Here is a 19,047-nt window from a genome sequence, read left to right on the forward strand (position 1 = left end):
TCGGCATGCGGATACCGCTCAAGCGCGTTATTGCCGCAGGTTGCGGGGCGTCAGGAGCATTTTGGAAACGGCCGCTGGTTATACCCAAGGTCCGCCTCGTTGGAGCGGAACCTCAGGATCATCTCCCGTTCGACAGCAAGAACTTCGGAGATACTCGCCGTCTGCGACTCCCAAAGGATCTCCCGAGTCACAGTCATGTGGCGCCGTTCCTCCCTTGTTGGAAAATCGCGCTCCAAGAGTTCCTTCGCAGGGCAGCCAAAATAGGCAATGCTATCCGTCCGGTCGCTGCCGATGTAAATCTTGCCGTTCGGCCAAGTGATCTTGTAGACGATTTTCCAGTTCGACATTCTCTTCCCGCTCAGATGTTCAACTGGCTGTCGTCCAGATAGTCGGCCCCCTCCCACCACAACCCGCTTTCTTCGCGGTAGAGGGAGGAATCCGCCGCCAGCACGCAGAACTGGTCGCCGCGAAGCTCCGGGGCGTGAAAGCTGGCATGGCCATTGCGGACCAGCAGGGCACGCATGTTGTCGGGGATCTGCACCGTGTAGGACTGCAAGGCGCGGGCGATCTTGCCCGACGGCACCTCGGGAAACCCCAGTTGCCGCACTGCCGCCTGTGCGGTGTCCTCACGGGCGACGATCACCGGCACCATCCTGCTTTCGACCATCTGGAACGCTTCTGCCGTGCTGCGATAGGGGAAATTTGTGCCGCTGCGCGCAAGGATGAAGGCATCGACCATGGGCTGCCCCAACCGCTCTGGTCCCGCAGTCCAATAGACATGTTCGAACCAGTCGCGGATCGCTTCAGGTGCCAGCAGGTCGGGATGCCGCATTGCCGTGCTGCGCATCGCTGCGATCAGCGGACCCATGTCGCGCGGGACCGACCTGCCCGGAGCCGAGAACACGGTCAGCGTGCTGTCCGCCAGCGGGCGTTTGCCCTCGCGGTTCACGCGACCCGCAGCTTGAACGATGCTGTCAAGCCCGGCTTCTGCCCGCCATCCCCTCGGGAAGTCGAGATCCACCCCCGCCTCGATCAGGCTGGTTGCGATCAGCCGACAAGGCGCGCCCGATGCCAAGCGCTGGCGGATGTCCTCGATGATGCGGCGTCGATGGGCGGGATACTGACGTGTGGTCAGGTGGATGGCCCCATCCAGCCCCTCGTTGCGTGCTGCATCAAACAGGTCCAGCGCATGCTTGCGGCTGTTCACGATGACCATTCCTTGCGCCGTGCGGCTCAAAGCCGCGACCAGCGCCGCATCTTCCATTTCGCCTGCGAGCACCACCTGCGCGCGCCGCAGCCGTCCCGCCAGTGCGTCAGGTGCCGGCGCCAGTTCCCGCCCCTCCAGCGGCAGGCCCTGTTTCAGTTGTCGGCTGTCAAAGGCCGGTTGCGTTGCCGTGCAGAGCACGATGCTGCAGCCATAATGTGCCGCCAGCGTGTCGATCATCCGCAGCGCCGGCAGCAGAAGCGGGCGCGGCAGGCATTGCGCCTCGTCCAGCACGATGACCGAGCCAGCAATGTTGTGCAGCTTCCGGCAACGCGAAGGACGGGAAGCAAAAAGGCTCTCGAACAACTGCACGTTGGTGGTGACCACAATTGGTGCGGCCCAGTCTTCCATCGCCAGACGCGATTTTTCCCGGTCATGCCCCGGCTTTTCGGACTCGCGGTGCGAGCGGTGTTCCACATCAATGGCCGAGTGGTGCTCCAGCACGACATCACCGATCCCGCGGAACATCTTTCTGAAGATGGCGGCGGTCTGGTCGATGATCGAGGTGTAAGGAATGGCATAGATGATCCGCCGATGCCCGTGCCGTGCCGCATGATCGAGGGCGAAGCCGAGCGAGGCGAGAGTCTTGCCGCCACCGGTCGGCACCGTCAGAGTGAACAGGCCCGTTGGCAGCACAGCCTGGCCGCGGATACGGCCCAGGATCTCGGTACGCAGCAGGTTCAGGTCGGACTCGACATTGAAGGTCGCCATGTGCGCGTCAAAGGCGCTGCGCAGGCGAGGGAGCAGATCGGGCAGGGTGGGCCAGTCCCGGTCGGCCTCACGATGTTCGAGTTGGTTGTAGAAGGCTTCTGTATCGCGGAAATCGGCATCGACCAGACTGGAGAAGATCATCCTGCCAACGACTGACAGATCAAAATTTGCCTGACCTTGCCTGAGTTTTGCAAGTATCTCGTGGAGCACCGGTTTCAGATCCACCTTGGCCGCCGCAGTGACCTGCGCCGCAATCGGATCACGGAACTGCTCAATCCGATGGTCCATGCTGCCATCAGCGTTTCGTGCATCAGGTAGCCCGGCGTGATGGCCGAGAATCGCATAGGCGAGGAGTTCGCCAGCGATCCGTTCCGTTCCCTTCGCCCGATCCAGCAGCAGTTTTGCGCCTGCCGTGGAGTGATCGACCCGCACCTGTTCGCCCTGCAACACCCGGTCAAAAGCGGAGTCGTGCTTGCCGAAGTCGTGAAACAGCCCTGCGGTCCACGCGGCGGCCGAAAGTCCAAGAGGGCCCCCGCGCCGGGCGGCAAGATCTGCAGTGGCGGCGAGGTGGTCTGCCAGGGATTGCCAGTCACTCCGGTCCGCACAAACTCCGGAATGGGCAAAAGCTACGCCGCCCGTCTCACTGGTCATGTTGCCCACCCCGCACATACGTTCGAGAATCCTCTGGCGGCGAATTTCCCGCTGCCTGAGCTTCTGCAAGGGGTGATAGCCGTTCACGACCGATGGTGTCACGGAAATCCGGAATCGTGTCCCCAGCATCGCGAACGGGAGCGACAACGGAGCCAGAACGCTAAACTTCGCACCTTAGTTCAGGTAGGTTACGGCGGTTGCCCGTCCCCGCAACCAAATTCTTGTTATATATCAAAGACTTCAAAGCCGAGCATAACGCTCGGCTTTTGTCATTCCAAATTCTTGTCAACACCTGGTCAACGTTTTACGAGGCCCACCTACGCGGGCCCGATGATCGAGTCATCGCTGGCCAAGATCAGTCGTGCAGGTCGTCACGGAACCGATCAATTTGATGCATCTGCTCGTGCAGGATCGTCACGATGCCGATGTCGCCGTTCGACAGACGCCGCCAGTATACGAAATGATGCTCGTGCCGGAAGTAGAAGCCGTCGATCGCGAACTCTGCCGGAATTGGCCGCGACACGATGCCGTGCACCTCGATCTTGCCAAACGCTGCAAAGAGATCGGTGATGTAGCGATCAGCCTGTTCACTGCCCCAACGGTCGCGCGTGTACCGGTAGATCTCGTCAAGCCGCAGGGATGCGGCCTCCTGAACGCAGACGGCCATTATGTCAGCCCCGGTTCCGGGCGATGACCTCGGCCGCCGTCAACGGGCGATAGCTTTCCTCCGGCGCTGCGAAGGCGCGTGTCAGTTCAGCCTTAAGCCGGTTGAACGCTTCCTGCTCTGCACGCTCCTTGTCGCGCCTGATCAGGTCGCGGACGTATTCGCTGATGTTCTCGTAGGACCCGTTCTCGCCGACGTTCGACGCCACGAACTCGCTCAGCGCACCACTGATGCGGACAGTCATCGTTGTTGTATGGGACATGGCGGCCTCCGGTTGTCGTCTTCAAGATAAGCAATAATGAAGACGCATGCAAGTTTCCCTACAGTCGGTGTCCCCGCTTTTGTGCCGAGCGAACATGGTTGCAGACGCCAGGGACCAAAGCGCAAGCTGCCTTGGATGGTTTACAAGGCACATGCTATTGATTCGGTTGCAACAAAGACCACTGTTCGGATTTCTCGTGAACCCCTTTGGCACGACTGCGCGTGCCATTGAGTTGCAGGGCGATCATCTTCTGGTCACCGGAGGGAGCATGCCCGCGTCGGTTTCGTTGGCGGATATTGGCGAGGCACCAGCCCTTCTGAAGGGTGCGCTTGGCACGACGCTGTCCCTGCAGTCGTCCGTGCAAAGCAATGTCATCCTACGGGGTGCTGGTCATGCCGATGCGCGCGCATTCGCGGACAGCGTCAAAGCCGCCTGGATCAGCTTCAACACCGCTGCCTTTGACCGTGAAGCGCAGCGGTTCGACCGGCTGCATGCCGCAGTTTCCGACCTCGCGCGACCGGGCCGATATCCAGCTGCCTGCGCTCTTGCGCTGCTTCTTCAGGATGCGCGGTCGCTGGATACTTCGCTTCTTTCGAAGCTGAGGTCCGAGGCGATCGGGATGGACAGGGCAGAGCGCGTGGCCCTTGTGCGCAAGTTCGTCGCCGATCCCAGGGCGGCGCGGGCAAATGCGATATCGGTCTTTGTCGCCGCTGAACTGGATCGCTGGAAGCAGTTCTTCGACACCATCGAAAGCAAACCGCTGACGGCCGAACAGCGCCTTTCCGTCGTGGTGGATGAAGACGCGACCCTTGTGCTGGCCGGTGCCGGGTCGGGTAAGACCAGCGTGATCACTGCGAAGGCGGCTTACCTCGTCACAGCCGGGATCCGGAAGCCAGAAGAAATCCTGCTGCTGGCGTTTGCCAAGAACGCGGCGGCAGAAATGTCAGAACGGGTCGAAGCGCGATCTGGTGTGCCGATTGTGGCGCGGACCTTCCATGCGCTGGCCTACGACATCATCGGCATCGTGGAGGGGTCAAAACCCGCGCTTGCCGATCACGCCACCGACGACTTGGCCTTCACCAACCTGATCAAGCAGATCCTGAAGGACCTGGTGCATTCGCTTTCAGAGGTGTCGAAGGCGATCATCCAGTTCTTCGCGCATTTTTTGATCGAGCCGAAAACCGAATGGGACTTCAAGACCAAGCATGAATTCTACACCCATATGGAGGCGCAAGACCTCCGCACCCTGCAGGGCGAGAAGGTCAAGAGCTACGAAGAGTTGCAGATCGCCAACTGGCTTTATGAAAACGGCGTCGAATATGAATACGAACCGGTCTACGAGCACAAGATCCCTGAAACGGGCAGGCGGGACTATCAGCCGGATTTCCGGCTGACCGAAAGCGGCGTCTACATTGAGCATTTCGGGGTGCGCCGTCAGAAGATGGCAGATGGCAGCGAAAAGCTGTTTACGGCGCCCTTCGTAAACCGCGACGAATATCTCGCCAGCATGGAATGGAAGCGTCAGGTCCATGCCAAGCATGAGACGACCCTGATCGAAACCTTCAGCTATGAACGGCAGGAAGGACGGCTGTTGACCGGACTCGCGGAAAAGCTGGTGCCGCATGTCACCCTCAAACCGCGTCCGGCCGAAACGATCTATGACCGCATCGTCGATTTGAAGCAGGTTGATGACTTTTCGAAGCTGCTCGGGACATTCCTGCGCAAGTTCAAAAGCGGCGGCTACAGCCTTGAGGATTGTGAGACCAAGTCCGACCGGATGAAGCTGGGCAAGCGGGCAAAGGCGTTCCTCGACGTGTTCTCGCCGGTCTTCGAAGAATACCAGAAACGCCTCGGGGGGCGGATCGACTTTGAAGACATGATCCTGCGCGCGGCGCGCTATGCCGAGACTGGCCGCTATGTCAGCCCCTTCCGCCACATCCTCGTCGATGAATTCCAGGACATTTCGCAAAGCCGGGCCCGTCTGGTGAAGGCGCTGAAAGCCCAGCATCCGGATGTCCGCGTCTTTGCTGTCGGCGACGACTGGCAGTCGATCTTCCGCTTTGCCGGGTCCGACATCCATCTGATGCGCCACTTCGGTCGGGAGTTCGGCGGCAGCTTCGATGGCGAGGCAGGCGTGCACAGGGCGGTCGATCTTGGCCGCACCTTCCGGTCCGTCGACCAGATTGCCTTTGCCGCCAGGACCTTTGTTCTGCGTAACCCGGTCCAGATACAAAAGCAGATCGTCCCTGCCGGGACTGCCACTGAACCGGCCATCAGGATAGTGATGGTGGCAAAAAACGAGGGCGAGAAGGCGCTTTCGGATGTGCTTGCTGCACTGTCGTCCAAGTCCGACGCGGCTGGTAAAACTGCAAGTGTGCTGATGCTGGCCAGGTATCGATATCTGGAGCCTGACCTGCAGGATCTGCGGCGACGGTTCCCGCGTCTGACATTCAGTTTCAAAACCATCCATGGCTCAAAAGGTTTGGAAGCAGATCACGTGGTCCTGTTGAACGCAGACAGTGGACGGGTCGGTTTCCCCTCCGAGATCGTGGACGATCCCCTCTTAGGATTGGTATCGCCCGACGAAGAGACGTTCCAGAATGCAGAGGAACGACGCGTGATGTATGTCGCGATGACGCGCGCACGGCACACCCTGACCATCATCGCATCGAATGCTCGCCCGTCGGCCTTTGTCACCGAGCTTGTGAAGGATCCCGCCTATGGGATTGTCCAGCCGCCCGGGCCTGATCAGGAAGTGCACGAATGTGGCGAGTGCGGTGGCCGCCTGCTAAGCGTGCAAGGCCAAGACGGCCGGACTTGGTATCGCTGCGAGCATTCCGAGCACTGCGGCAATTTCCTGCCAGCCTGTTCGGAATGCGGTGCAGCCCTGCCGCGTCGTGCGAAGGGTGCACCGCAAGCCAAGTGCAGCTGCGGAAAAGTGCACCCCAGTTGCCCGGAATGCGCTGATGGCTGGCTTGTCGAACGCACTGGCCCGCACAGCACCTTTCTGGGCTGTGTGCGTTTCCCAACTTGCCTCGGGAAAGCGCAACTGCCCCGCGAGCAGAGTGGGCGTGGTTCCCCAGCAAAGTGCCGAAGGTGACGAAACGGACGGGCCAAGCCCCTAATGCCTATCGGTTTCGCTTGTCCGCCACCGACCACACCACTGACCCGATTGTCAGCAACGCGCCGATGACCGGTTCGATATCGGATGCTTGGACATAGCCCTTGGCGACGAGCGCGGTGCCCGCGACGGTCAGGATCTGGCGAATGAGGGCGAGGACTGCAGGTTTCAGCATGATGTTCTCCAGTTCAGATTTCATTGGTGGTTGCGAGGAATTCGCCTGGCTTCATGGTCGGCAGGCGTTGGGGGCGGGGCGGATAGGTCGCGGGCCAGCGCGCGCCGAGCAGGCGGGACTTGGCGATGCGGGCGATGGTGACGGCGTCGGACTGGTTGCCGCCCAGCACGTAAAAATGCGTGTCATCCTGGCCGACCGCGAAGCCGACGTGGCCGCCTGACCCACGTTCGAAGATCAGCACCGCGCCAGTGATGGGCTGCACCACTTGCCCGAACAGCAGCCAGTTGCGCGCCCAATAGGGGTTGGTGCCCAGCGCGCCGAGCAGCGGTTCTTCCGGCAGAGCCATGCGGATGCAGGTTTCCACGAAGTCGCCGCACCAGGGGTTTTTGCTAGGATCGCCCAAGGTGCGGCCATCACGCTTCAGCCAGTCCATCAGCCAGGACCGGTCACGCGCTTCGTTGCGGCCCAGCGCGATTTTCGCCTCGGTGATCCACGGCAACGGGCCGGGTGGGGCCAAGGCGGCCGAACGTCCATTTGCGGACAGCAATTGCTTCAGCGCCCATGCGGTGCGGACACCCCATTTGCCGTCGATGGCACCGGGGCTGTGGCCAAGTTTGTCCAACCCGCTCTGGATCAGGCGGATGGCGTCGTTCTGGTCGGTGGACATGGAAACGCTCCTTCTGCCCGGCGTCGGGCAACAAAAAACCCGCCTCTGGGGCGGGTCGGGGTGGGTCGGCGTGTTGATGTGGTGATGGTCAGTCGGTGCGGCCGCGCTGGAAGGCCTCGAACATCACGTCGCGCATGGCGCGGATGTCCGTCTCGATGCGTTCCAGCCGGTCGGCATCGGCCTTACGGTCTTCGGCGCGCTGCTTGTCGATCCGCTCGCGCTCGAGGTGCAATTCACGGTCGAGGCGCTCCAGCATGGCCTCGTTGGTGAATGCTTTGCGGGTGACGGTGGCGGCGATGGCGAGCGAGCCGCCGACCAACGCGGTGATGGCGGCGGTCAGGCCATTTTCGCGGAATGCCTGGCCGACCTCCTGCAGGATGGTGGTGCGTTCGGTCATGATGGTCCTTTCAATAATCGGTCTCGAGATAGAGGCCCGCGCAGTCGTAGGCGACGGCGGCGGCGGTCGCGCCGGTGTTGAGATAAAGGCGGGGCGAGAGGAATTGCGTTTTGGCGGGCAGGTCGGTGGTGATCTCCTGCTCAAAGACAGCGCCGGTGACCTCGTTCACCGCCCGCACCCAGACTGAGGCGGCGTTCGGCGGGGCAGCGATGAACAGGGTCAGCACGCCGCCCAGCGCGATGGAGAAGGCTGCGCCCATGTCAGTCAGGGTCGGCGCGCCGGTGCCGTCGTTCGTGACCAGCTGCCAGTTGGCATGGGTGCCGCGCTGGAAGCCAATCCCGACCGCGTTGATCACCGCGGCCAGCGTCAGGTTGACGGCCAGCGCGGCGATGGAGCCGTAGAGGCCGAAGAAACCCATGCCAGTGGCCTGCAAGGTGGTCAGCGAAATCCGCGTGACATAGGTCCAGCCACCGAGGCCAGCCGCGTTGCCACGCCAGCAGGCCCAGCCTGCGGAGCGCTGTTCGGCGACTGAATCCACCACAGCCGCTGAAGTCAGACGCCAGCGCCGCATGGATGCCGCGAGGTTGGTGGCCGCCAGTGTCGGATGCGAGACGGTGCCGACGTTGGTGATCGGCAGACCCTCGGTGGTGATCGTGGTCGTGATCGAGGGCGACCAGTTGGCAATGCGGTTCACCCCGAAATGCGGTTGCAGCGGAAAATCCCGACCCGATGGCCGCATCACGTCGATCCACGGCGCCCCGGCGCGGTTGCGTGCGTAGATCGAGGTCTTGCCTGTTGGCGGTGGGGTCGGCGTGGCGTTCAGGCCCGGCAGCACGGTGGGCTGGGGCAGTTCCACCTGACCATTGGTGCGATCCACCACGATGGCATCGAAAAACGTCGATCCGTTCGGGCTGACCTTGAAGCTGAAATTGTCGTTGCCCAGAAGGCCGATCAGCGCCCGAACTGAGAACCCGGTCTTGAATGCAAACGCCGCATCGTTCCCGGCGGCTGCTTTGTTGACGGTTGCCTCGATCCCCGCGCCTGCGTTGTTCAAAAGCACTGCGGGGGTGTTCATCGACAGTCGGTTGAAGCTGTCGGCTGTGGCACCGTGCGGATTTCGCGGAGAATGGGCGCTGATTTCGCGCGATCGTGGGCACGCGTTTCGCGCCATTCTGGGCAGTCATTTCACGGGATCGTGGGCAGGCTGGCCGACGCTTTCATGGAGTCAGGCTTGAACGATTTGGTCAAGCTTTTTTGTGACGGCGGAGCGCCTGCGCAGGCTTTCACCTGAGAGGGTGAGGCGGTGTGCGTTGTGAACGAGGCGGTCGAGGATGGCATCTGCGAGCGTTGGGTCGCCGATGGCTTCGTGCCACTGGTCAACGGGGAGTTGGCTTGTGACGATGGTGGAAGCGCGGCCGTGGCGGTCTTCGAGGATTTCCAGCAGGTCACGGCGCTCCGGGGCGGTGAGGACGGCGAGGCCCCAATCGTCAATGATCAGCACATCCATGCGGGCGATGGTTTTGAGGATGCGTTCATGGCGGCCATCGCCACGGGCCAGAGCAAGGGCCTCGAACATGCGCGGCGCACGTTGATAGAGGACGGGCCGCCCATCCCGGCACGCCTTGTGGCCAAGGGCGCAGGCGATCCAGCTTTTGCCCAAACCGGTCGGCCCGGTTATCAGCAGGTTCTCGTGCCGGGCGATCCAGCCGCCATCGGCAAGATGCGCCATGACACTGCGGTCAAGACCACGTGGGCTGCGCAGGTCCAGATCCTCGACGCTGGCATCTTGGCGCAGAGCCGCAAACTTGAGCCGGGAGGCCAGTTTCTTGGTGTCGCGCTCTGCAGCCTCGCGGTCGACCAGCAGGCCGAGACGCTCTTCGAACGAGAGGGCGTCGAAGGCGGTTGACCTGCGTTGTTCTTCGAGCGCCGATGCAATGCCGGTCAGGCCGAGCGCCAACAGTCGGTCGTGGGTGGGATGGGTCAGCATTTTAGTCCTTTCTCAATGGTAATAGCTGCCGCCACGAATGTTGGCGTGCTGGAGGGGGGCGACCTCTTCGGAGCCTTCCAGGAAGGCGCGATCGAGGCCGGTCTTGAGGATCGAACGAATGGAGGTGACGGTGCGGGCCCGGATGGTCACACCCCGCTGGCAGGCCGCATCAACGCGCTCCGGCCCATAGGTTTTGACCAAGGCCAGCACACCCAGGCAGGTGCGGAACCCCTGTTCAGGATGGGGGCGGTCAGCCATCACCATCTCGCAAAAGGCGGCGACGGCGGGGCCGGTCTTGGTTGCCTGCGCCAGCATTCTGGCCGGGGTCCATTCGGCAAAGCGACGATGGGCCGATGGCATATGGTCGGCCACGGTGACATGGCTGCGCCGCCCCGGGGTGCGCACGTGGCTCGCAACCCTCTGACCACGATGGAATATCTCGACCGTCTGGCCGCTTGTGCGAACATCGACCTCTTGTTTGATCAGCGCGAAGGGCACGGAATACCATGAGCTGTTAACCTCAACGTGATAGTCGGGTGCCACGCGGGCGCGCTTCCAGCGGGCGAAGACATAAGGTTCGGGCGGTAGGGGCTGAAGATTGGGCCGATCCAAAGTGGCAAACAGATCGGCGCGGCTGGCGCCATAGCCGCGCATCACGCGCATGTTCAACTCGTCCAGCAGCCGCCGGATCGCCACGTTCAACTCGGCCAATGAGAAGAACCGGTGGTTCCGCAGCCGCGCCAGAATCCAGCGTTGTGCCACTTGGACAGCCACTTCCACCTTCGCCTTGTCCCGGGGTTTGCGCGGCCGGGCGGGCAGAACGGCGGTGCCATAATGCGCCGCCATCTCGGCATAGGTCCGGTTCAGCCCCGGATCAAACCGGTCTGCCTTGATCACGGCGGACTTCAGATTGTCCGGAACCACCGCCTTTGGCACGCCGCCCAGAAAGGCGAACATCCGGATATGCGCGAGGATCCAATCTTCCAACCCCTCCGATGCCACCGCCTCGGCATAGGTGTGATTCGATGCCCCCATTGCCGCCACGAACAGCTTCATGGCCCGCGCTTCGCCGGTCGTGGGGTCGATCACGTCGATGGTGTCGCCGGCAAAGTCGACGAACACCTTCTCGCCGCCCACATGTGTCTGGCGCATCGTCGGGCGCACCCGACCCTTCCAAGCCTCGTAATGCGTGCAAAACCAAGTATAGGCAAAACCCCCGGGGTGCGCGGCACGGTATTCTTCCCAGAGCAGCATCCGCGTCACCCCAGGGCGGCGCAACTCGCGGTCAATCTCCGCCCAGTCGGGCACAAGCCGCTCCGCGTCCGGCACCGTGGGCGGGGCTGGAAACAAAAGAAGTTCAAGGCTGTCGTCATCGATCCCCTCCGGCAAGGGCCACGTGAGCCCGGCATGACGCGCCCGTTGGGTGTAGCTTCCGACGCTCCCCTTGCTCAGACCGAGGGAAGCGGCAATGGACCGCTCGCTCAGGCCTTGCCCAAGCTTCAATCGCAAAACATCTCGTATCCGGCGCATGTTCAATCGTCCTGTCGGCATCAAGCCACCCCTTCATTCCTGAAGGCGCAACTATCCTCAATTTGCCGACCAGACCTGCCCGCGATCCCGCGAAATCAGTGCCCAGCTTCACGCGAAATGACTGCCCATGATCCCGTGAAATCGATGCCCACCATCAAGCGAAACACGCAGGCACCGCCCAGCCCGAGCAGTTGGGCGGTCAGATTGGCCTGCGGCATGCCGACCTGTGTCACGGCATTGGCGAAAGTCACCGTTGGCGTGTTCACGACCGTGGTTCCGCCAGCGCCTGCGGTCGTCGACCCGATATTGACGACGGTGGTCGACCCAGATGCGCCGCCTGTGCCAAGGTTCAGGGTCTTGGTCACGCCGGTCGGGTTGACCCCTGTCCCCATCCCATAGGTCGCGGCGGTGATGGCCGTACCGATCGAGGCTGCTGCCGCCGAAACCGTGACCGTGCCCGAGGCGGTCAGGGTGCCGGTGATGGACACGGCCCCCGACGCCGTCAGCGAACCAGAGAAGGTCTTGTTGCCGGTAAAGGTCTGGGTGCCCGCGAGGATCGCCAGTTCCGACGATGTGTTCGGCAGGGTGAATGACCGGGTCGTGCCGGTGGTGATGCCCGAGAGGGAGAACAACGCCTTCCTCGTCGGATCGGCGTCGTTCACCAGGCTGAAAACGGCATCCGACACATCCACCGGTTCGCCGACCAGATCCCAAGCCGATCCATTCCACGCGACAAAGGTCTGTTCCGCCGCGATCCATGCCAGCCAACCCGGGCGCGGCACCAGCCGCATCCAGACACCATCGACCCAGAAGGCGACGTTCAGATCCCAGCCAGCCCAAAGACCCGTCGCGCCTGACGCCACGATATGCCGGTCGCCATCGGTCGGGCTGGCGGGCGGCGCGGTGCGGGTTCGGTCGAGGACCGACAATTGCACCATCGCATCCAGCAGGCGCAGCGCCTCGTTGTGGGTGACATGCTTCTGGGCCTGCGATGCCAGGATGTAGGGCAGCAGGAGATGGGTGGTGATGTCGGACATGATCCTGCTTTCAGAAGGTGAGCGTGACGGATCGCCCAGCGCCCCGGCCGATCAAGGCTGAGAGCTGATAGATGCGGATGGCGAGGGATTGGCCGGGCCCGATGGTCGCGCCCCAATCGGCGGTTTGCTGGACAGCGGTGTAGAGGGCGCTGGTCGTGGCAGTCGTCAAGGATCGCTTGACAACTGACCCGTCCAGAATGTCGATCGCATAAGCCTCGCTGTCCTCCGCCAAAGGCACATCGCCCGCGCCCCAGCTGTCTGCGGCCAGCGACCGCGAACGACGCATCCAGCGGATGGTCAGATCGCCGGGGCTGCGAGCAATTCGCCATGGCTGCTCGACATGGCCCACCGAAAACGGCCGCAGCCCGGTGCCTTCGGGGGTAAAGGTCGTTGCGACAAAGGTTTCATCGCTTACTGGACGCGAGGCCGGGCCGATGCGCCAGTTCCACGGCAGGCCCAGATCGGCCTCGGAAATCGGCAGGGAAGCTAAGGTTGCATCCAGCACGACCACCCGCGCGCCGGTCGGCACCATGCTGACCATGGCCCCTTCCGTTCCACGCTGGCCGCGTAGCAGCCGGGTCAGCCGGTACCGTCCGGGTGCGATCAACTCGGCCGATCCCGCTTGAACAATCTCCCACAGCCCAGCGCCGGTTTCCACCGCCAGCGCGTTCGCTCCGCCAAGCAAGGTGATGTCCGTGACGCTTTCCAGCGTGCCCGAGAACAGATCGACCACCAGGGCATTGCCCAGATCGAAGCGCGAGACCGGCCCGGCAAAGAAATCCGCCGCCAACACGCCCATGCGCGCCCGGGTGCCAAAGGTGGTCAGCAGGGCAAAGCCGTCCGTCGCGGCGCTGCGGTAAACCGCGATCTCGCCCGGCCATGGTTTGGCATGGGCTGCGATCATAGGCCGATGCGCTGGCTGATCTTCGCGCAGCTGCGGCAGGTCCATCAGGATGACGTCCGGGGTGCCAAACACCGTCGGCGTCGAGAGCGAGGCCGGGCGGGGCTCGCCGGGCGGCAAGTCATAAACTGTCCGGTCCTGGCGGACAGCGTCGATGCTTCGAAGGTCGGAGTCTGCAATGGAGACCAGCCGCAATTCCGTCAGGCGGCCATCGTGATCGAGCAGGATCACATCGCAGGGATCCAGCGCCAGCCGTGAGGGCGGCAAGCGGAACACGGCACTTTCGCGTCCAACCCATGCCTCCATCAGCGCGCGACGGCATCTGCGTTCGGCTTCTTCTGGAGGGATCGCCATCGGGAAACTTTCCGAAGCGATCCGGGTTGTATCGACAGTGATCCGCCGCGCCTCGACCTGTGCCGCGTCGTAATCCTCGTCGGCCCGCGCGACCTGCCATTTCAGGGCCTGCGGCAGTTCGGTTTCCTGCGCCCGGGTCAGTTCCATCCCGTCGCCCTGCGCCGAGGCAGCTGCCACCATGCTGTCCGGGGTAATGGTCAGACCGGCAATGCGGCCGCGCATCAGGAACTTGATCCGCCCCTCGCTCTCCACGGCATCAAAGCCGAAATGCCGCGCCAACGTGGAAATCGAGGCGCGTGGAGCCTCCAGTGCCGAGATGACATAGCCCTCTACCGCGCCCCAGAGGCCGGAGACGTCGAGCAATTCCTCCGGCATGCCAGCCCGCAAGCAGAGGTGACGCACGAGGGCGGCGAGCGACACAGCACCCAGCCTTCCGGTCAGCCAGTGCCCCAACCGCCAGTTCGGGCCGTCGGTCCAGACATCGGTCAGCTCTGGAAAGAACGGATAGGGTCGTGCATCCCAAGTCCAGGCGGCGCATTCGGGGACATGGACCATGCGCGCGCCATAGACCGAGGACACCGGGTTGTTCGCCCCGGCGCCCCAGAACAGATATGTCGCCTCCAAATAAGCCCGCTGGATCGCATCGTCCCGCCAGCCCCGCGAAAAGTAGGGCGTGAAGCTCTCCGAGGACTTCGGGTCGAAGAACACGTTGGGCTGGTTGGTGCCGCGGTCAATCGCCGGGCAGCCCAGCTCGGTAAACCAGACGGGCTTCGACTGCGGAACCCACGCTGTCGGCGTCCCGCTTTCCACCCCGCCGGGTCGGTTGAAATGCGGATTTTGCCACCAGGCGCGCAGATCCTTGAAGCGGAACACCCAAGGTTTGGCCGCCGCCCCATCGGTGATCGGTGTCCGGTTTTGCGCTGTCCGGTTCAGAGCACTGGCATAGAACCAATCAAACCCTTCGCCGCCAGTGATGTTGGATTGCAGATAGGCACAGTCGTAGATCGCCGGTGCCAGCGACGCATCGGCATGATCGAAGCCGTCGCGCCAGTCGGACAGCGGACTGTAGTTATCGATGCCGACGAAATCGATGTTGGCGTCTGACCACAGGGCGTCGAGGTGGAAATACACATCGCCCGAACCATCGCCCGGATGGTGGCCGAAGTATTCCGACCAGTCGGCGGCGTAGCCGATCTTGGGCCCAGCACCGAGGATGGTCCGCACGGCAGCGGCGAGGCTCTTGAAAGCGGCGACGGCAGGATAGGTGCTGGCGCCCGAGCGGATCGTGGTCAGGCCGGGCATTTCCGATCCGATCAGGAAGGCGTCCACGCCCCCGGCGGCTTTGCACAGATGCGCGTAGTGCAGGATCATCCGGCGCAGGGACCATTCCCCGACCGGGCCGGTCCAGCTGACAGTGGTGCCCGACACGCTGACGTTCGCGGGCGTGGCTGTGCCGAACAGCGTCGATACTTGGGTGGCGGCCGGGGCGGTCTTGTCGACCGATCCTGCAAAGCCCGCTGCCGGGGAACAAGTGATACGCCCGCGCCAGGGGAAGGTCGGCTGGCCGGAGGTGGCGGCATTGGCGCTGTAGGGGTTTGGCTTGGTATTGCCGGGTGGGACGTCCATCAGGATGAAGGGATAGAAGGTGACCCGCAACCCGCGTGCTTTCATCTCCTGGATCGCCTGCACCACGGCAAAGTCAGCGGGCGTGCCGCCGTAGACCGGTCGATCCTCGGCATCACGGCTGACAAGAAATGCATCGGCACGGCTGACGCCATTCACAACCCAAGCCGAAGGTGTCGTGGTCTTGGTGTCCACTTCGACGCCCGGACGCACCTTGCACGATCCTGCGCGCAGGTCGTCGCCAAACCAGGCTATGACGAGGCTGACGCTTTCGACGGCAGGGGCCAGCGATTGCAATCGGTCCAGTGCCACGACGATGTCAGCCGTGTCGGAAATTGCGTTCAGATTTTCCGCGACGGTGCTGCCGCCCGAGGTCTGTCCGAAGATGTTGGTTCTGCCGCCGCTGGTCTTCTTGACCGGTGCAGTCGCGTAAGTGAATTCGCCCGAGGCAGGGATCATCGTGACAGCCTTCACCAGCCCCTCGGCTGTGTCAGGATCTGCTAGGGGCCGGAATACCTCGAAGCTGATCTGGGGCAGGCGGTTGCCGAAGGTGCTGAGGTTCAGCTCCTCGAAGACGACATAGGCCGTGCCGCGATAGGCGGGGGTCTTGGCCGAACCCATCTTGGCCGAAATGAACGGGTCGGGCGCTTGCGCCTCGTCACCCGGATACCAGCGCCACGTCACGCCGGTTAAATCCATCGCCTTGCCGTCGGCCCAGACGCGACCGATGCCGGTGATCTCACCCTCGCACAGCGCGACAGCGAAGCTGGCGTAGTACAGATATTCGGTGGTGGTGACCTTCGGCCCGCTGCCCTTGCCACCACCTTGACGCGTGGTGTTCACCTCTTCGCGAAAATCGGTGGCCCAGATGATGTTGCCGCCGATGCGCATGCGCCCGAAGAGGCGTGGGATCACGGCCCCTTCGGTCGAGGAGGTGATGCGCAAGCTGTCGAGCCGCGCGCCCTCGATCCTCTGCGCCGGGGCGAGGGACGACACGATCCAGTTGTCGACGACCGACCCGATGGTCGAGCCGATGAAGCCGCCGATAGCTGCGCCGGAGAATCCAAGGATGGCCCCGCCAAATGCGCCGCCAATCGCGGAGCCGACGGCGCCGAGAACCAAAGTAGCCATAGTCAGTTTCCATTAAGTTGGGGATCGACGGGGGAACCGTCGCAAGGTTGATTGGGAGGGGTCTTGGCTGTAGCCTTTTGCCATGGGCCACGCATTCGATCCTCAGGTACTCTTGCAACTGCCGCTGATGGCAAACCTCGCGACGATCTGCGCCGAGGGGCCGCGGAATTCGCCGGTCTGGTTTCTTTGGGAAGACGGAGTCATCTGGATGCTAGGTGACAAGGGTGGCAGTTCCGTCAAACGTTTGAATACCGACCCTCGTTGCGCGTTTGAGCTCGTGCACTTCAACCGTAAAGAAGGCCACCTCCTGCATCTTGGACTGCGCGGCTCAGCAACGATCACACCGATGGACCCAAGGCTGTTCGAGAGGCTTCTCGATAAATATCTGGGCGCGGATCGTTCGCAATGGAACGCCTGGTTCATCGAGAACATTGCCCAAATTGAAGACCCATCGGGCCGATTGATCCGCCTGGAACCAGAGACGTTTTACACCAACAACGTCTCCTATTTTCTCACTGGCCCGGCACTGGCTTGGTCGGATGGAATGCCGCTCCCCTGAGTGGCGGAATCGTCGGGAAAGACGAAGGCGAAGGCGATCTTGCGCGCCCAAGAGGGCGTCACGGCTTCCTCGACCACACCAAGCCGTTCATAGGCATGGATGAAGCGGTCTGGCGTGGTCAGGATCCCGACGTGCTTGGCGATGGCGCGTGGGGCCATCCGGAACAGGACCAAAGAGCCAGGACCGGCCTCGGCCGGGAGGACTTCAGACATCATCGCCCGAGCGCCGTCGGCCAGCACCTCTCTCGGCCCGGTCTCACCCCAATCCCGGCTGTAGGGTGGGATCGGGAACGGCTCATCGCCCACCACCTCGCGCCAGACGCCGCGCGCCAGGCCAAGGCAATCGCAGCCGACGCCCCGCAAACTGGCCTGATCGTGGTAGGGCGTGCCTAGCCAAGATCGCGCGACGGCGATCACCAAGGCTGGATCAGCGGCCGTCACAGAACGTTCCCTTCATGGCCGCCGTCCTGGCTGGCATAGCGCAGCACGGCATCCTGCCCCGGAATGTTCGGAAAACCCCGGAAGTTGGCGACGTTTGCGAACTTTGCGCTGCAGGTTGCAATGCGCTTGTCGCAGCCCGCGCGCGCGATGAAGCTGTTGCCCTCGGCAATTTGAAGCATCGGGGCTTCCAGCAGCGTCAATGTCGCGATGGCATCGGCCAAGCCATGGGACAGCACTTCGGTAGTGCGCCCCGCATTTGCGCCGCTGGTCCAGGTGAGAGTCCCAGAAGTGAACCAGCCCGCGTCGAACCCGCTCAGCCCTGATGCCATGAACGCCCGGTCGCGCAAGAGATCGGTGACGACGCCCGTGCCCTTGTAGACGTTGTTCTCGAGGTCGATCCCGCAGCGCGCATCGCCCAAGCGGGCGTCGCATCCCGCCTGAAACGTCCGCCCGACAGTCTGACCCAGCACATGCGCCAGGGACCGGACTTCGGCCACGAAGGCCATCCGTCCCCGCCGGATTTGCCCCACTGCACCCCGGCGCAACAGCACGCGCTGGCTGACATCGGCCCAATTCACCCTCCACAGCTCGACCGCCGCATTGTCCCAGCGACCGTCGAGGATGTCGGTTTCGGTGATCCGGTCCGAGGTCAGCACGCCGGTCGCGTCCTGCGCATCGACGGCGAGGTCTGAACTGGCGCGGATCTCTGACGCCGCAAATCCGCTCTCCGGCTCAAAGCCAGTGCCGTCGAAACTCAAGGCGCGGTCATGATCGGTGAAGCCCAGCGCTACGCCATCGCTGCGCGAAATCCGCCAGCACCATGATAAGGTGGTGGTGCCATCATCGAGATGGGCCTGCAGCGCAGGGGAAAGGTTTTTCATCTGCGGATCTCCAAGAGCGGGATGGAGGTGATCGATCCGAGCCGTTCAAAATCGAGGGTCACGTCGAGCGTGTCGCTGTCGAAGCGCACCGGCACATCGAATTCGAAACCCGCCCGCACGATGACGCCATTGGCGGGCGCGGTGGTGAAGGTAATGACGCCGGTGCTGGCATCCAGCGTCCAGCCCGACATCTGTTCGACCACGCCCAGCGCGACGCGGACGGTTCCGGCGACGGGTGTTCAGCGACAACCATCTTGGCCGGTGCCGGCAACCACCTTGGCCGGTGGGGCTGAACGGAAGACGGGCATGCCCGTCTGGAGGGCAGCCCCACCGGCTTGATTGATTTCGGGGAAGGTGCTGGTCGCTGCGGGTTGGTAAGCCGGGTTCCTCTGCCGTCAAACGGAGGATCCGGGTTGGCCTACAAACCCATCAACGACCAGCAATTGAGATTATACATGTCCGACCTCCGATATCACAGTCAGCGCACGTCGGCCGCCCGCGCCGGGTTCAGCGAGCGCACGGCCCGACGGTTCGATGCCAACCCGACGCTGCCCTCGAACCGCAAGATCGTTCACGGGCGCACGGTGGCCGATCCCCTCGAGGGTTATTGGGAGGGCGACATCCTTCCCTTGCTGGAGAGGGACAGCGCCTTGCAGGCCGTCTGAACCGCCCCGGGTTTACCGGAGGGCAAA

At 62.9% G+C, this 19,047-nt stretch carries 17 protein-coding genes and 1 pseudogene; 3 read left to right on the forward strand and 15 right to left on the reverse strand.

The features are described from left to right. Positions 1-50: 50 nt before the first annotated feature. The 4 genes from RNZ50_09515 to RNZ50_09530 all read right to left on the reverse strand — a co-directional run bounded on the left by RNZ50_09515 (position 51) and on the right by RNZ50_09530 (position 3,552). Positions 51-347, reverse strand: a complete 297-nt coding sequence (locus RNZ50_09515) for a hypothetical protein (GenBank protein MDT8855247.1) — start codon at positions 345-347, stop codon at positions 51-53. A gap of 11 nt (positions 348-358) precedes the next feature. Further along, a complete protein-coding gene (locus RNZ50_09520) occupies positions 359-2,755 on the reverse strand; it encodes a CRISPR-associated endonuclease Cas3'' (protein MDT8855248.1) in 2,397 nt (798 codons plus the stop codon). A gap of 226 nt (positions 2,756-2,981) precedes the next feature. After that, positions 2,982-3,293: a type II toxin-antitoxin system RelE/ParE family toxin gene (locus tag RNZ50_09525; protein MDT8855249.1), complete on the reverse strand. Its 312-nt coding sequence runs from the start codon at positions 3,291-3,293 to the stop codon at positions 2,982-2,984. 4 nt (positions 3,294-3,297) lie between these two features. Continuing rightward, positions 3,298-3,552: an addiction module antitoxin gene (locus RNZ50_09530; GenBank protein ID MDT8855250.1), complete on the reverse strand. Its 255-nt coding sequence runs from the start codon at positions 3,550-3,552 to the stop codon at positions 3,298-3,300. 268 nt (positions 3,553-3,820) lie between these two features. Here RNZ50_09530 and RNZ50_09535 point away from each other — a divergent pair, with 268 nt between their 5' ends. Beyond that, positions 3,821-6,652, forward strand: a complete 2,832-nt coding sequence (locus RNZ50_09535; protein MDT8855251.1) for a UvrD-helicase domain-containing protein — start codon at positions 3,821-3,823, stop codon at positions 6,650-6,652. Positions 6,653-6,680: 28 nt separating this feature from the next. On the opposite strand, the gene RNZ50_09540 is transcribed toward RNZ50_09535, so the two are convergent. The 8 genes from RNZ50_09540 to RNZ50_09575 form a co-directional block, all read right to left on the reverse strand. Continuing rightward, entirely contained in the window at positions 6,681-6,848 is a 168-nt protein-coding gene (locus tag RNZ50_09540; protein MDT8855252.1) for a hypothetical protein, read from the reverse strand. Between the two features lie 13 nt (positions 6,849-6,861). Next, positions 6,862-7,515 carry a TIGR02594 family protein gene (locus RNZ50_09545; protein MDT8855253.1) on the reverse strand — a complete coding sequence of 218 codons (654 nt, stop codon included), beginning with the start codon at positions 7,513-7,515 and terminating at the stop codon, positions 6,862-6,864. A gap of 88 nt (positions 7,516-7,603) precedes the next feature. Then, entirely contained in the window at positions 7,604-7,912 is a 309-nt protein-coding gene (locus tag RNZ50_09550; GenBank protein MDT8855254.1) for a hypothetical protein, read from the reverse strand. A gap of 10 nt (positions 7,913-7,922) precedes the next feature. Beyond that, on the reverse strand, positions 7,923-8,972 hold the full coding sequence (locus RNZ50_09555; GenBank protein MDT8855255.1) for a hypothetical protein: 1,050 nt from the start codon (positions 8,970-8,972) through the stop codon (positions 7,923-7,925). Positions 8,973-9,137: 165 nt separating this feature from the next. Further along, the gene (istB, locus tag RNZ50_09560; GenBank protein ID MDT8855256.1) at positions 9,138-9,899 is read right to left on the reverse strand and encodes an IS21-like element helper ATPase IstB; all 762 of its coding nucleotides are present in this window, start codon (positions 9,897-9,899) and stop codon (positions 9,138-9,140) included. 12 nt (positions 9,900-9,911) lie between these two features. Continuing rightward, complete coding sequence (gene istA, locus RNZ50_09565; protein ID MDT8855257.1) at positions 9,912-11,450, reverse strand: IS21 family transposase; 1,539 nt, start codon at positions 11,448-11,450, stop codon at positions 9,912-9,914. 74 nt (positions 11,451-11,524) lie between these two features. Beyond that, positions 11,525-12,466 (reverse strand): DUF2793 domain-containing protein, encoded by a 942-nt coding sequence (locus tag RNZ50_09570; protein MDT8855258.1) that lies wholly within the window; start codon positions 12,464-12,466, stop codon positions 11,525-11,527. 10 nt (positions 12,467-12,476) lie between these two features. After that, a complete protein-coding gene (locus RNZ50_09575) occupies positions 12,477-16,475 on the reverse strand; it encodes a glycoside hydrolase TIM-barrel-like domain-containing protein (protein ID MDT8855259.1) in 3,999 nt (1,332 codons plus the stop codon). Positions 16,476-16,557: 82 nt separating this feature from the next. On the opposite strand from RNZ50_09575, the gene RNZ50_09580 reads away from it, so the two are divergent. Beyond that, positions 16,558-17,034: a pyridoxamine 5'-phosphate oxidase family protein gene (locus tag RNZ50_09580; GenBank protein ID MDT8855260.1), complete on the forward strand. Its 477-nt coding sequence runs from the start codon at positions 16,558-16,560 to the stop codon at positions 17,032-17,034. On the opposite strand, the gene RNZ50_09585 is transcribed toward RNZ50_09580, so the two are convergent. From RNZ50_09585 to RNZ50_09595, 3 genes and pseudogenes are all read right to left on the reverse strand, one after another. Then, on the reverse strand, positions 16,980-17,474 hold the full coding sequence (locus RNZ50_09585) for an NlpC/P60 family protein (protein MDT8855261.1): 495 nt from the start codon (positions 17,472-17,474) through the stop codon (positions 16,980-16,982). The two genes, RNZ50_09580 and RNZ50_09585, sit on opposite strands and share 55 nt — an antisense overlap. Next, complete coding sequence (locus RNZ50_09590; GenBank protein ID MDT8855262.1) at positions 17,471-18,355, reverse strand: DUF2163 domain-containing protein; 885 nt, start codon at positions 18,353-18,355, stop codon at positions 17,471-17,473. Before RNZ50_09590 ends, RNZ50_09585 begins: the two co-directional genes overlap by 4 nt. Continuing rightward, positions 18,352-18,591: pseudogene (locus RNZ50_09595) on the reverse strand (DUF2460 domain-containing protein). The gene RNZ50_09590 and the pseudogene RNZ50_09595 overlap by 4 nt, the downstream one beginning before the upstream one ends. Positions 18,592-18,768: 177 nt before the next feature. On the opposite strand from RNZ50_09595, the gene RNZ50_09600 reads away from it, so the two are divergent. Continuing rightward, on the forward strand, positions 18,769-19,020 hold the full coding sequence (locus RNZ50_09600) for a hypothetical protein (protein ID MDT8855263.1): 252 nt from the start codon (positions 18,769-18,771) through the stop codon (positions 19,018-19,020). Positions 19,021-19,047 lie beyond the last annotated feature (27 nt).

Source organism: Paracoccaceae bacterium Fryx2 (assembly GCA_032334235.1).
GTDB lineage: Bacteria > Pseudomonadota > Alphaproteobacteria > Rhodobacterales > Rhodobacteraceae > JAVSGI01.